Annotated in this window: 11 protein-coding genes; all 11 read right to left on the minus strand. The window is 38.6% G+C overall.

The window, feature by feature from the left end; all coding sequences use genetic code 11:
• Positions 1-33: 33 nt before the first annotated feature.
• Positions 34-2,388 carry a ribonuclease R gene (gene rnr, locus RCG20_RS08875; protein ID WP_308183868.1) on the minus strand — a complete coding sequence of 785 codons (2,355 nt, stop codon included), beginning with the start codon at positions 2,386-2,388 and terminating at the stop codon, positions 34-36.
• A 27-nt stretch (positions 2,389-2,415) separates the two neighbouring features.
• Positions 2,416-3,162 carry an alpha/beta hydrolase gene (locus tag RCG20_RS08880; RefSeq protein ID WP_308183870.1) on the minus strand — a complete coding sequence of 249 codons (747 nt, stop codon included), beginning with the start codon at positions 3,160-3,162 and terminating at the stop codon, positions 2,416-2,418.
• A gap of 184 nt (positions 3,163-3,346) precedes the next feature.
• A complete protein-coding gene (gene secG, locus RCG20_RS08885; protein WP_308183871.1) occupies positions 3,347-3,580 on the minus strand; it encodes a preprotein translocase subunit SecG in 234 nt (77 codons plus the stop codon).
• A gap of 330 nt (positions 3,581-3,910) precedes the next feature.
• A complete protein-coding gene (gene eno / locus RCG20_RS08890; protein WP_308183872.1) occupies positions 3,911-5,209 on the minus strand; it encodes a phosphopyruvate hydratase in 1,299 nt (432 codons plus the stop codon).
• 22 nt (positions 5,210-5,231) lie between these two features.
• Positions 5,232-6,764 (minus strand): 2,3-bisphosphoglycerate-independent phosphoglycerate mutase, encoded by a 1,533-nt coding sequence (gene gpmI, locus RCG20_RS08895; RefSeq protein ID WP_308183873.1) that lies wholly within the window; start codon positions 6,762-6,764, stop codon positions 5,232-5,234.
• The gene (gene tpiA, locus RCG20_RS08900) at positions 6,757-7,518 is read right to left on the minus strand and encodes a triose-phosphate isomerase (protein WP_308183874.1); all 762 of its coding nucleotides are present in this window, start codon (positions 7,516-7,518) and stop codon (positions 6,757-6,759) included. The genes gpmI and tpiA overlap by 8 nt, the downstream gene beginning before the upstream one ends.
• A 149-nt stretch (positions 7,519-7,667) precedes the next feature.
• Complete coding sequence (gene pgk, locus RCG20_RS08905; protein WP_308183875.1) at positions 7,668-8,852, minus strand: phosphoglycerate kinase; 1,185 nt, start codon at positions 8,850-8,852, stop codon at positions 7,668-7,670.
• Between the two features lie 155 nt (positions 8,853-9,007).
• A complete protein-coding gene (gap, locus tag RCG20_RS08910) occupies positions 9,008-10,015 on the minus strand; it encodes a type I glyceraldehyde-3-phosphate dehydrogenase (RefSeq protein ID WP_308183876.1) in 1,008 nt (335 codons plus the stop codon).
• Between the two features lie 51 nt (positions 10,016-10,066).
• Positions 10,067-11,092, minus strand: coding sequence for a sugar-binding transcriptional regulator (locus RCG20_RS08915; RefSeq protein WP_308183877.1), 1,026 nt, complete (start codon positions 11,090-11,092; stop codon positions 10,067-10,069).
• Between the two features lie 131 nt (positions 11,093-11,223).
• Positions 11,224-11,481, minus strand: coding sequence for a glutaredoxin family protein (locus RCG20_RS08920; protein WP_308183878.1), 258 nt, complete (start codon positions 11,479-11,481; stop codon positions 11,224-11,226).
• A gap of 188 nt (positions 11,482-11,669) precedes the next feature.
• Positions 11,670-12,968, minus strand: a complete 1,299-nt coding sequence (rpoN, locus tag RCG20_RS08925; RefSeq protein ID WP_308183879.1) for an RNA polymerase factor sigma-54 — start codon at positions 12,966-12,968, stop codon at positions 11,670-11,672.
• Positions 12,969-12,997 lie beyond the last annotated feature (29 nt).

Raw genomic sequence — 12,997 nt, forward strand, 5'->3', positions numbered from 1 at the left:
GGAGAGCCGTGTAAGGCTCCCCTTAATACACTATTATTTCTTTTTCCGTTTGTTACTTTTTGCTTTTGGAACATTATCGTAAAACTTTCTTTTCTTTTTCGCTTTTGGTTGATCCCCAGATGATGATTGTGCTTTTGATTCAGACTTTTGATTGCGGCCCTCTTCCTGTTTCACACGACGAGGTTTCTTGGTATTACTTCCGGTTTTAAAAACCTTTGCAACGGCAGGACGCTCGGTGCGGCGCGTTCCCTTCATGCCAACTATTTCAAAATCAATGGATTTTTCATCTTTATTAACCTTAACTAAGCGTACCGTAATTTGATCACCAATACGGAACACATTTCCCGTTCGCTCGCCAATCATCGCAAAATGGCGATCATCAAAACGATAGTAATCATCCGTCATATAACTGACGTGGACAAGACCCTCAATTGTATTTGGTAGCTCCACAAACATACCAAAATTGGTAACAGAGCTGATAATACCATCGTATTCTTCGCCAATCTTGTCTTCCATATATTCTGCTTTCTTTAATTCATCTGTCTCCCGCTCAGCATCAACAGCCCTGCGTTCCATTTTTGAAGAATGCTCTGCAATTTCTGGAAGGCGTGCATCCCATTTTCCCTTTGTTGTTTCATCAAGCTTTCCTTCAATTAAATAAGTCCTGATCAAGCGATGAACAATTGTATCAGGATAACGGCGAATCGGCGATGTAAAATGGGTATAAAACTCCGTCGATAACCCGAAGTGACCTAAACTGTTAGGATCATATTTCGCCTGTTGCATCGAACGCAGCATAACCGTCGAGACGACCATCTCTTCCGGTTTTCCCTGAACCTCTTCAATAATTTCCTGAAGAGCTCTTGGGTGAACATCATTCGCTGTGCCTTTGACAATGTAACCAAAATTCGTGATAAACTCAAAAAACTTTCTAAGTTTATCTTCCTTTGGATCCTCATGAATACGATAAATGAACGGTACTTCAAGCCAGTGGAAATGCTCAGCAACTGTTTCATTTGCTGCAAGCATAAATTCTTCGATAAGTCTTTCAGCTACAGAGCGTTCACGAAGAACAACATCTGTCGGTTTTCCGTCCGCGTCGACTAGAACCTTTGATTCTTTAAAATCAAAATCAATAGCTCCTCGCTTCATTCTTTTATTACGTAAAAGTTCTGCAAGCTCTTCCATCATCTCAAACATCGGTACAAGTGATTGATACCGTTCGATCGTTTCCTCATCTTTATCAACAAGTATTTTTTTTACATCATTGTACGTCATTCGCTCCGTTGTTTTAATAACACTTTGGAAAATCTCATGCTTAACTACTTCACCTTCAGTGGAAATCTCCATATTACAAGAAAGCGTCAACCGATCCACTTTTGGATTTAGCGAGCAAATTCCATTTGATAATCGATGTGGAATCATCGGAATAACCCTGTCAACTAAATATACACTTGTTGCACGTTCTTCTGCTTCTCTATCAATCGGTGTTCCTTCTTTGACATAATAGCTTACATCTGCAATATGTACACCAAGTTTATAATTACCGTTCTCAAGTCTAGTTACTGTGACGGCATCATCGAGATCCTTAGCATCAGCACCATCAATCGTGACAATAACTTCATTGCGTAAATCACGGCGATTTGCTAATTCACTTTCGTCAATTGTATCAGGTGTATCAATTGCCTGTTTGATTACATCTTCTTCAAAGGCGAGCGGCAAGCCATGTTTATGGATAACAGAAAGAATGTCCACTCCAGGATCATTTTTATGACCAAGAATTTGGATAACTTCTCCCTCAGCACTTTTGCGCCCTTCAGGAAATGTTGTTAATTTCACGACCACTTTATGCCCTTCAATCGCCCCTTTCGAAGCTGCTTTCGGGATAAAAATATCACTTGTGAATTTTTTATCATCAGGAATCACAAACCCAAAATTCTTGCTTTCTACATATGTGCCGACCATCTGCTGGATGCCTCTTTCAAGGATACGGATAATGCTTCCTTCCCTACGCTGTCCAGAGGTTTCCGAAGAAACTCTTGCTAACACTGTATCACCATGCATTGCATTATTCATTTCATTCGGTGGAATAAAAATATCATCCATTCCCGGTTCTTCGGTAATAACAAAAGCAAAACCTTTGGCATGGCCAGTCAGCTTCCCACGAATTAAATTCATTTTTTGTGGCAATCCATAACGGTTGCTGCGAGTCCGGACTACTAGCCCTTTTTCTTCCATCACAACAAGCGCCTTAACAAAATCCTTAAAATCCCCAGAGTCTTTAATACCAAATGCTTGCTCCAGTTCTTGAACGGTTAATGGTTTATATACTTCATCTTTCATATATTGCAAAAGCTTATCAATGTGCTTTTGAATAATATCTTCCAAGCAAATTCCTCCTTACAGGAAACTTTCTTACTCGTGCCAATCAAGCTTTTCTAAAAAGGCATAAACATCTTCGTGGAGTTGATCACGTTCCTTATCAAGCGTGATAACATGCCCTGATTCTTCATACCACTTTATTTCTTTATCATCTGATTCCACTTCATTATAAATAATATTAGCACTGTCTATATTAATCATATTATCGTGGCGAGCTTGTACAATAAATGTTGGCGCGTAGATCATATCAACATGTTCGCGCACATCTGAAATTAATCCTTGTAGGGCTTCCAGTGTGTTCATTGGCGTTTTTTGAAAGTTATCCATTTCCTTTTCGATTTGATCAGTTGTTTTTCCTTCATATCTCTTATATTCCCGAGCATATTCTAGTATTCCTTGATACATCACTTCTTCACTTTTGATGTACATGGGTGCACACATCGAAACAATACCCTTTATAGGAACAGTGTATCCTAATTTCAAAGAAAATACGCCACCAAGTGAAAGTCCAGCTACTGCTATTTCTTCATGACCTTTTTCTTTTAAAAACTCATATCCATTTATAACATCTTGCCACCAGTCTTCTGGTCCAGTGTGTACAAGTTCTTCAGGTGGTACACCATGACCTTTATAATGTGGAGCATGACATGTATATCCTTTTTTCTCTAAAAATCTGCCAAGCATTCTGACATCTGCAGAATTCCCAGTAAACCCATGTAATAATAATACCGCTCTATTTCCAGCCTCAAATGTAAATGGCTTAGGTGTAGTTACTTTCATTGTAAAATCTCCTTTGAATCTTTATTTCTTTTCACTTCCTATAGTTTAAGCAAAGGGGGTGTTAACATTCCAGAAAAAAGCCTTACAGAAATAGAATTACTTCAAGCTCAAAGTTTTCTAGAAAATGTACAACTTCTAAGCTTACAAAAAAACCTGGCATCAGCCAGGTTTTGTGCATTCATTATTAGACTTTAAAGAAAACAACTGCGATTGCGAGTACAAAGAACAGTACGGAAAAAACAATCGTAATTCGGTGGAGAATTAAGTCAAGTCCACGCGCTTTCTGTTTACCAAATAATTGCTCTGCTCCACCCGAAATGGCACCGGATAATCCTGCGCTTTTACCTGATTGAAGTAAGACAACGGCAATAAGTCCAATACTTACAATTACTAATAATACTACAACAAATGCATGCATGAAGGCCACCTCCTGTTAAGACGTACATTTCACAGTATTTTAAATTTACCATAATATTTCCCTTTTAACAATAGGAGTAATTGTGTCAGCTTTTTGGATAATCCACCTAATAAGTCTTTTTCACTTAAACTTAAAACCTTATTGCGACCTTTAACCAAGTTTTTTGCCTTTCGAGGAGACAAAGTTGAGCTTATTGTGACCGCTAACTCATCCTTTTGTCTTTCACAAGCACAAATAGACTTTTGTGATCCACCAAAAAAATTTATGACCAAATCAATATGATTTGGCCATAAATTCATTGTTTTATCTAACTAATTATTCAAACAAAAATTATTTCTTTAAATTATAGAAAGATTTAATTCCATTAAATCTTGCAGTTTCACCCAATTGGTCTTCAATGCGAAGCAATTGGTTATATTTCGCAATACGGTCGGTACGAGAAGCTGAACCTGTTTTAATTTGACCAGCATTTGTTGCAACAGCGATATCAGCAATTGTGCTGTCTTCTGTTTCACCAGAACGGTGGGAAATTACAGCTGTGTAGCCTGCACGTTTTGCCATTTCAATCGCATCAAATGTTTCTGTAAGTGTACCGATTTGGTTTACCTTGATAAGGATTGAGTTTGCAATTCCTTTTTCGATACCTTCAGCAAGCTTTTTCGTATTCGTAACGAACAAATCATCACCGACTAATTGAACTTTTTTACCAAGACGCTCAGTTAGAAGTTTATGACCTTCCCAGTCATTTTCATCTAAACCATCTTCAATTGAGATGATTGGGTATTTAGAAACAAGCTCTTCGTACCAATCAACCATTTCTGCAGAAGTCTTCACAGCGCCTTCGCCTGCAAGATGGTATTTTTTATCCTCTTTGTTGTAGAACTCTGAAGAGGCAGCATCCATTGCTAACATAACTTCTTCACCAGGCTTGTAACCCGCTTTTTCGATTGCCTCTACGATGGTTTGAAGCGCTTCTTCGTTTGAGCCTAAGTTTGGAGCAAAACCGCCTTCGTCACCAACAGCGGTATTTAAACCTCTACCTTTAAGAACTAATTTTAAGTTATGGAATATTTCAGCACCCATACGTAATGCTTCTTTAAAGTTTGGTGCTCCAACAGGCATAACCATGAATTCCTGAATGTCAACGTTATTATCAGCATGTTCTCCACCGTTAATGATATTCATCATTGGTACTGGAAGCTGCTTAGCGTTGAATCCACCAAGGTATTGATATAAAGGAACATCTAAATAGTCCGCTGCAGCATGAGCAGCAGCCATTGAAACGCCTAGAATTGCATTTGCTCCTAATTTACCTTTGTTCTCTGTACCATCAAGCTCGATTAAAGCATGGTCAATCCCAACTTGATCAAGAACACTAAATTCTTCCTCAACTAAAAATGGAGCAATGATGTTATTAACATTTTCAACTGCTTTTAATACACCTTTACCAAGGTAGCGGCTGGAATCGCCGTCACGAAGCTCAACTGCTTCGTATTCACCAGTTGAAGCACCACTTGGAACTAAAGCACGTCCGAATGAACCTGTTTCAGTAAAAACTTCAACCTCAACTGTAGGGTTACCACGAGAATCTAAAACTTCGCGAGCATATACGTCAACAATAAATGGCATTTGTATCTCTCCTTGAATTCAATTATTTTACTAGTGTTCTTCCAGTCATTTCTGCAGGTAATTCTATTCCAAGCAGACCAAGCATGGTTGGAGCTAAATCAGCAAGAATTCCACCCTCACGTAATTCTACTCCAGATTTTGTAACGATAACAGGCACTGGATTTGTCGTATGTGCTGTCATTGGCTGTCCTTCAAGTGTAATCACTTCGTCCGCATTACCATGGTCAGCAGTAATGATCGCTGTACCACCCTTTTTGACAATCAAATCTACCACACGGCCAAGGCATTCATCCACTGTTTCAATCGCTTTAACAGTTGGTTCAAGCATTCCTGAATGACCAACCATATCAGGATTAGCATAATTTAAAATAATGGCATCAAAGTGGTCAGCTTCAATTTCCTTCATCAACGCATCCGTTACTTCGTATGCACTCATTTCTGGTTGAAGATCATACGTCGCTACTTTCGGAGAATTGATTAAAATTCTTTCTTCTCCAGGAAATTTCTCTTCCCGGCCACCACTCATAAAGAAAGTAACATGTGGATATTTTTCTGTTTCAGCAATTCGAAGCTGTTTTAAATTGTTTTGTGATAATACTTCTCCAATCGTATTATCAAGGTTTGATGGCTTAAATGCAACATATCCATCAACTGTCTCGCTAAAATGTGTCAAGCAGACAAAGTATAAATTATTGGGATGCTTATCCCCTCTTTCAAATGAGCGGAAGTCTTTATTTGTAAATGTGTTCGATATTTGAATCGCACGGTCAGGACGGAAGTTGTAAAAGATAACAGCATCATTATCCTTGATTGTAGCGACAGGCTCCCCATCTTCCTTCGTTATAACTGAAGGAAGAACGAACTCATCAAAAATCCCATGTTGGTAGGAATCCTCAACTACATCAAGCGGATTGGAATACGAAGGTCCCTCTCCATCTACCATGGCACGATACGCTTTTTCAACACGCTCCCAGCGCTTGTCCCTGTCCATAGAATAATAACGTCCGGAAATGGTAGCAAACTCGCCAACACCATACTCATTCATTTTATCCAGTGTTTGCTTGATATATGTTTCGGCTGTTTTTGGACCTACATCACGGCCATCAAGAAAGGCATGTATATATACTTTTTCAACACCCTCGTCAGCAGCAAGTTTCAAAAGCGCAAACATATGCTCAATATGACTATGAACACCGCCGTCTGAGAGGAGACCAAATAGGTGTAGGCTTGTTCCATGCTTTTTCACATGATCCATTGCCCCATGAAAAGTTTCATTTTTTTCAAATTCGCCTTCACGAATAGAAATGTTTACCTTTGTTAAGCTTTGGTAAACGACCCGTCCGGCGCCAATATTCATATGGCCTACCTCTGAGTTACCCATTTGACCTTCCGGAAGGCCGACAGCTTCACCGCTAGCCGTTAAAGTAGAATGAGGAAAAGTGTTCCAAAAGCGATCAAAGTTTGGTTTGTTCGCAGCTGAAACAGCATTCCCTTTCTTTTCAGTTCTACATCCAAAGCCATCTAAAATAATTAAAGCTACTGGAGATTTACTCATAACTACCTGCCTCCACTAATTGTACAAATGATTGCGCCTCAAGGCTGGCACCGCCAACAAGAGCACCATCAATATCTGACTGTGACATATATTCTTTAATATTTCCAGGTTTTACACTTCCACCGTACTGAATTCTGACTGCGTCAGCTACATTTTGGGAGAATTGACCAGCCACAACCTGGCGAATATGCGCACATACTTCGTTTGCATCTTCGGCTGTTGATGATTTTCCAGTTCCAATTGCCCAAATAGGTTCATAAGCAAGAACGGTTTGTTTTACTTGTTCATCTGTTAAACCAACTAAAGCTTTTTTAATCTGGTTACCAACTAATTCGTTTGTTTCACCGTTTTCACGTTGTTCAAGCGTTTCCCCGCAACAAACAATTGGAGTCAAATTATATTTAAATGCGGCAAGAGTCTTTTTGTTAACCGACTCATCTGTTTCATTAAACATTTCACGACGCTCAGAATGCCCTATGATGACATATTTTACAGCTATATCTTCAAGAGCCTTCGGACTTGTTTCACCTGTAAATGCTCCGCTTTCCTCAAAATGCATATTTTGAGCACCAATTTCTACATCCGTGTTCTTTGTAACCTCTACAAGGCTTGGTAAAAATAAAGCAGGTGCACATATAACTGCTTCTACTTTTCCCTTGCTTGGTACAAGATCTTTAACTTCCTCTGCAAAGCTTATTGCTTCTGAAAGTGTTTTATTCATTTTCCAGTTACCTGCAATAATCGGTGTACGCATACTGGCACATCCTTTCTATTCTTCTGTCTAGCTCCAGATTGAAACTATTTATCCACGAAAAAATCATTTTCTTTACGAAATTAGTGATATATCCGTCAAACCGTAATGAGAAGAAAGCTTTTACGATATTTCCAAAAGCTCATCTACTGTTATTTATCGTTTAAAGCCACGACTCCTGGTAGTACTTTACCTTCCATAAATTCTAAGGAAGCCCCTCCACCAGTCGAGATATGGCTCATTTTATCTGCTAAATTGAACTTTTCTACTGCTGCTGCAGAGTCTCCGCCACCAATAACTGAATATGTACCTTCTGATTCAGCAAGAGCTTCTGCGACTGCCTTTGTTCCCCCAGCAAATTTATCAATTTCAAATACACCCATTGGTCCATTCCAGATAACCAATTTTGATTTTTGAATAACATCGCGATAAATTTCAGCTGTTTTTGGACCAATATCAAGTGCTTCCCAATCAGCGGGAATTTCCCCAATGGAAACTACTTTTGAGTTGGCATCTGCTGAGAAATCATCAGCTACAATCGCATCCACAGGTATATAGAACTTAACACCCTTTTCTTTTGCCTTATCTATAAATGATTTGGCGAGGTCTATCTTATCTGCTTCAAGAAGTGACTTACCAATTTCATGGCCTTGTGCCTTAATAAATGTATAAGCTAATCCGCCGCCTATAATTAAGTTATCTACTTTTTCTAAAAGATTTTCGATAACACCAATTTTGTCTTTTACTTTCGCTCCACCAATAATCGCTGTGAATGGACGTTCTGGATTTGAAAGAGCTTTCCCTAAAACTTCAAGTTCTTTTTCCATTAAAAAGCCAGAAACAGCTGGAAGATAATGAGCAATTCCTTCTGTCGATGCATGTGCACGATGCGCAGCACCAAAGGCATCATTCACATAAATATCAGCAAGTTCAGCAAACGACTTTGCAAGTTCAGCATCATTCTTTTCCTCACCAGGATAGAACCGAACATTTTCAAGAAGTAGGACATCGCCTGCGTTTAGGCCTGCAATTTGAGCTTTTACAGCCTCCCCATATGCCTCATCAGCCTTTTGAACGTCTTTTTCAAGAAGTTCACCAAGCCGTTTTGCCACTGGAGTTAGGCGCATTTCTTCAACAACTTTACCCTTTGGACGGCCAAGATGGCTTGCTAATATTACTTTCGCACCTTGATCTACTAAGTATTGAATTGTAGGAATTGCGGCACGGATACGAGTTTCGTCCGTAATTTTTCCATCCTGCATTGGAACGTTAAAATCTACCCTACAAAAAACGCGTTTCCCGTTTACATCTACATCCTTCAATGACTTTTTGTTCATGCGTTAAGAACCTCCTAAAAAAATTAAAAAGCGGAAACTAAACCTAGAAAAAAAGGGAGGGGGAATCCTCCCCGCTTCCCTCGAAAAGCTTAAACCTATATAATTATAGACTTTTACCGCTAAAAATCCAATATTCTTAACCTAGAAAGGTAAAATTAAAGACCTTTTTTTCCAATGTAGTCAACAAGGTCAACAACACGATTAGAATAGCCAACTTCGTTATCATACCATGATAGCACTTTAACCATATTGCCTTCAAGAATCATTGTTGATAATGCATCAATTGTAGATGAAACAGTGCTGCCATTGTAATCGCTAGAAACAAGAGGAAGCTCACTGTAAGCTAGAATTCCTTTTAAGTTGCCTTCTGCTGCTTCTTTAAATGCTGCGTTAATTTCATCAACTGTTACGTCTTGCTCTAATTCAGCAACTAAGTCAACGATTGAAACGTTTGGAGTTGGAACGCGCATTGCCATACCGTTTAATTTACCTTTAAGTTCAGGAAGAACAAGAGAAACTGCTTTTGCTGCTCCTGTAGAAGTAGGGATCATATTTTCAGCTGCTGCACGCGCACGACGATAATCCTTGTGTGGTAAATCAAGAATTTGTTGATCGTTTGTGTATGAGTGAATAGTTGTCATCATACCGCGTTTGATGCCGAACTTATCATTTAATACTTTTGCAAATGGTGCAAGGCAGTTAGTTGTGCAAGAAGCGTTTGATAATACATGATGGTTTGCAGCATCATATTTATCTTCGTTTACACCCATAACAATTGTGATATCTTCGTTAGAAGCTGGAGCAGAGATAATTACTTTCTTAGCACCTGCTTCAAGGTGTTTCGCAGCATCTTCACGTTTTGTGAAACGGCCAGTTGATTCAACAACCACTTCTACTCCAAGATCTCCCCAGCCTAGTTTTGCAGGGTCGCGTTCAGCGATAACTTTTACTTTTTTACCGCCTACAACTAAGTACTCTCCATCAACTGTTACATCCTCAGCAAGAGTTCCGTGAACCGTATCATATTTTAAAAGGTGTGCAAGCATATTTGCATCTGTTAAGTCGTTAATTGCTACAATTTCAATAGAAGAATTATTTAATGATGCCCGTAATACATTACGCCCTATACGTCCAAATCCGTTAATACCTACTTTTACTGCCATGAAAATTTTCCTCCTTTGTTTGGGTAATGATTATTTTATTTATTAAGGGTTTTACCCTTTTAATAACATTTTTGCTGCCCCTTCATCAGTAATTAGAATCGTTGATGAGGGTGCTTTTTTCAAATAAGCTCGAATAGCCTTTGCTTTCGATGCTCCTCCTGCAACCGCAATTACATGTGGAATCCGGGCAAGGTCATCTAATTGAAGGCCGATAGTCAACACCTTGTTTACAATGTCGCCTTCTTCATTAAAATAGTAGCCAAAAGCTTCACCGACAGCCATTCCACTTTCAATCTTTTTCATGTCTTCCGGACTAGTTTTTCGGCGTTCAGCCATTGTTATAGCGTCCCCTATTCCGTGTAAAACCATGCTAGCTGATTGAATCAGCCCCAGAACCTCATGAATAGCTGGTTCTTTAATAAGAGATTCATAACTATCAGTGCTGACTTGGTCTGGTACATAGAGAACCCTGTGCTTTGCATTCGTATTTGCTGCCATATTAGAGCAAATCGTATTAGCTTGGTTTTGAACAACCTCACCAATCCCACCACGTGCAGGTACAAAGAGAAGATCCTTGTTTTCACTCAATTCTGGCGTTAATCGTTCTGCTACAGCGGCCATCGTAGAACCACCAGTCACAGCAATGATATTTTCCACGCCGAGCAAGTTTTTCATGCGGATAGCACTTGCTTTACCAAGCTCACTTTTCACCATCGGCGATTGTTCGCTGTCACCAGGTACAATCATAACCCTTTGAATGCCGAGGCGATGTTTTAGCTCTAATTCCATCACATCTATACCTTTTATCTCACGCATTAAGCCTTCAAGATCTTCAAGCAAATTCTTTCCATCAGTAGTTAAATTCATCCCGACAGTATTAGCCGTGATTAAATTTTGTTCTTTTAGGAAATCCACTTCACTTCTTAGAACCCTTTCCGTTAATCCAAGACTAACAGCAAGACTTCTTCTTCCTACAGGCTGCATAAATCCTATGTTCCTAAGGATTGAATATCTTTTTTGCATAACAGTGAGAAGATCAGGTAATAATTTTCTTTGGATATCTATAAACGAATGCATGATTGAACTCCTTTACAATTATGTAGTTGGGCATTAAATGTCCCGCATAGACATATTATGTCCCACTACAGCCAAAAAAAATCACCCTTGTTACAAAAACTATTCTAACAGGAGTGAAAACCAAATTCAACTTAAAACACTTCATTTTTTTCTTGCAAACGGTTACTTATATCAAATTTATTAATCCTCCCAAATCCTACTTCTTCACCGTCCACCAAGACAACAGGGATCATTAGTCCATATTGTTCAGTTAATTCATCACTTTTTTCAATATCCACTTCATTTAAAATGAAATTCCAGTCATTTTTCAGTTCTAATAAAGTTTGTTTTGCATCCTCACATAAGTGGCAGTGCACTCGACTATATAACGTGATAATTGTTGGTTGCATATGAATTATTTTCTCCTTTTTATTCAAAGCTGTTTTCGAACAGATTGTTGTTTTTCATACTTAGTCTAAAAACCCGTAATTACTATGATATCGTGCTCTTTTCTTGAAAATTACCTATGGTTTCATCGGTAAACTGGTATAACACACCAAATTACCTTCGAATAGCAACAAAGTTTAAGAAATGAGCCTTATTCAAACCTTCGTCTCTTTGATGAGGAGGGGATTCCTAGTTGATCCCGATATTTGGCAATTGTACGTCTTGAAACGACAATTCCGTCATCATTTTTTAACCGAACTACAAGTTCCTGGTCAGAATAAGGGTTTAGTTTATCTTCCTTTTTTAGTAATGCTAAAATGGCAGTTTTCACCTGTGAAGATGACGTGCTTTCTTCTGAAACTGTTTGGATCATACTTGAGAAAAACGACTTTAGCGAGAATACCCCGTGTGGCGTTTGCACAAATTTCTCCCTAACCGCTCTACTAATCGTTGATTCATGTACCTCAAGCTCTTGGGAAATTTCCTTCATGGTTAATGGTCTTAGGAATTTTGGCCCTTTATGAAAAAATTCTGGCTGCTTCTTGATGATTTCACTAATCACCTTGGCAAGTGTATCTTTTCTCTGCTCAATGCTTTTCATTATCCACTGAAAATCCTGATATTTTTCATTTAAAAATTGATTTACCTGCTTATCGTTACTTGCCCCGAATTTCTTATAATATTTTTCATTTAAGCCAATTCTCGGGATTAAATCATCACACAAACGGACCTGCAATCCTTCACTCGTCGCCTCTATTATCGCATCGGGAATAATATAAGAAGTCGAAACAATCGAATACTCTGCACATGGCTTTGGGTTAAGTAACTTAACTCGGTCAAAGACCTCCTGTATCTCCTTCATCGATACCTGCAATTCCTTTGAAATGATTTTCCATTTTCTTTCCGCAAAAGGAGTGAAAAATTTTGAAATAATGGTTTGTGCTAATTCATTTTTAGGATCCTGCCATTGCAATTGTAAATGCAAACATTCTTGGAGACTTCTGGCCCCAATCCCAGCTGGTTCGAGCGTTTGTATAATAGAAAGACCTTCTTGGACTAATTCAAATGGAACATTGCATTTTTCGGCAATACCTTGAATGTCTTCTCTAAAGTAACCGCTTTCATCTAAATTTCGAATAATTTCTTTAATAATGGTTAATTGAGTTAATGAATACTTTTTAAAATTTATTTGTGAGAGCAATAATTCTTCGAGTGAAAATGACTTATCAGCGATTTGTTCAATCCAATTCGTTTGATCACTTTTAACGTTTCTATGAGTTCGATTGGATCTACTTTTAATGATTAATAGGGGATTTTCCAATGCTTTATTTTCCAAAAAGGCAGTTAGCTCTTGAGCGGAATATTGTAATAAAGCAATTGCCTGTGTCAATTCCTGCGTCATGGCCAATCTAAGTGTCTGCTGTTGCCATAATCCTACTTTTAAGTTCATCATCATTCCCCCCATTTCATTTTACAATA

The sequence above is a fragment of the Neobacillus sp. PS3-40 genome (assembly GCF_030915485.1).
Taxonomy (GTDB): Bacteria; Bacillota; Bacilli; order Bacillales; family Cytobacillaceae; genus JAUZPL01.

Bases quoted from the DNA above. Each gene is read 5' to 3' on its own strand.
- RCG20_RS08880 (WP_308183870.1), bottom strand. From the start codon at position 3,162: ATGAAAGTAACTACACCTAAGCCATTTACATTTGAGGCTGGAAATAGA.
- secG (WP_308183871.1), bottom strand. From the start codon at position 3,580: ATGCATGCATTTGTTGTAGTATTATTAGTAATTGTAAGTATTGGACTT.
- eno (WP_308183872.1), bottom strand. From the start codon at position 5,209: ATGCCATTTATTGTTGACGTATATGCTCGCGAAGTTTTAGATTCTCGT.
- gpmI (WP_308183873.1), bottom strand. From the start codon at position 6,764: ATGAGTAAATCTCCAGTAGCTTTAATTATTTTAGATGGCTTTGGATGT.
- tpiA (WP_308183874.1), bottom strand. From the start codon at position 7,518: ATGCGTACACCGATTATTGCAGGTAACTGGAAAATGAATAAAACACTT.
- pgk (WP_308183875.1), bottom strand. From the start codon at position 8,852: ATGAACAAAAAGTCATTGAAGGATGTAGATGTAAACGGGAAACGCGTT.
- gap (WP_308183876.1), bottom strand. From the start codon at position 10,015: ATGGCAGTAAAAGTAGGTATTAACGGATTTGGACGTATAGGGCGTAAT.
- RCG20_RS08915 (WP_308183877.1), bottom strand. From the start codon at position 11,092: ATGCATTCGTTTATAGATATCCAAAGAAAATTATTACCTGATCTTCTC.
- RCG20_RS08920 (WP_308183878.1), bottom strand. From the start codon at position 11,481: ATGCAACCAACAATTATCACGTTATATAGTCGAGTGCACTGCCACTTA.
- rpoN (WP_308183879.1), bottom strand. From the start codon at position 12,968: ATGAACTTAAAAGTAGGATTATGGCAACAGCAGACACTTAGATTGGCC.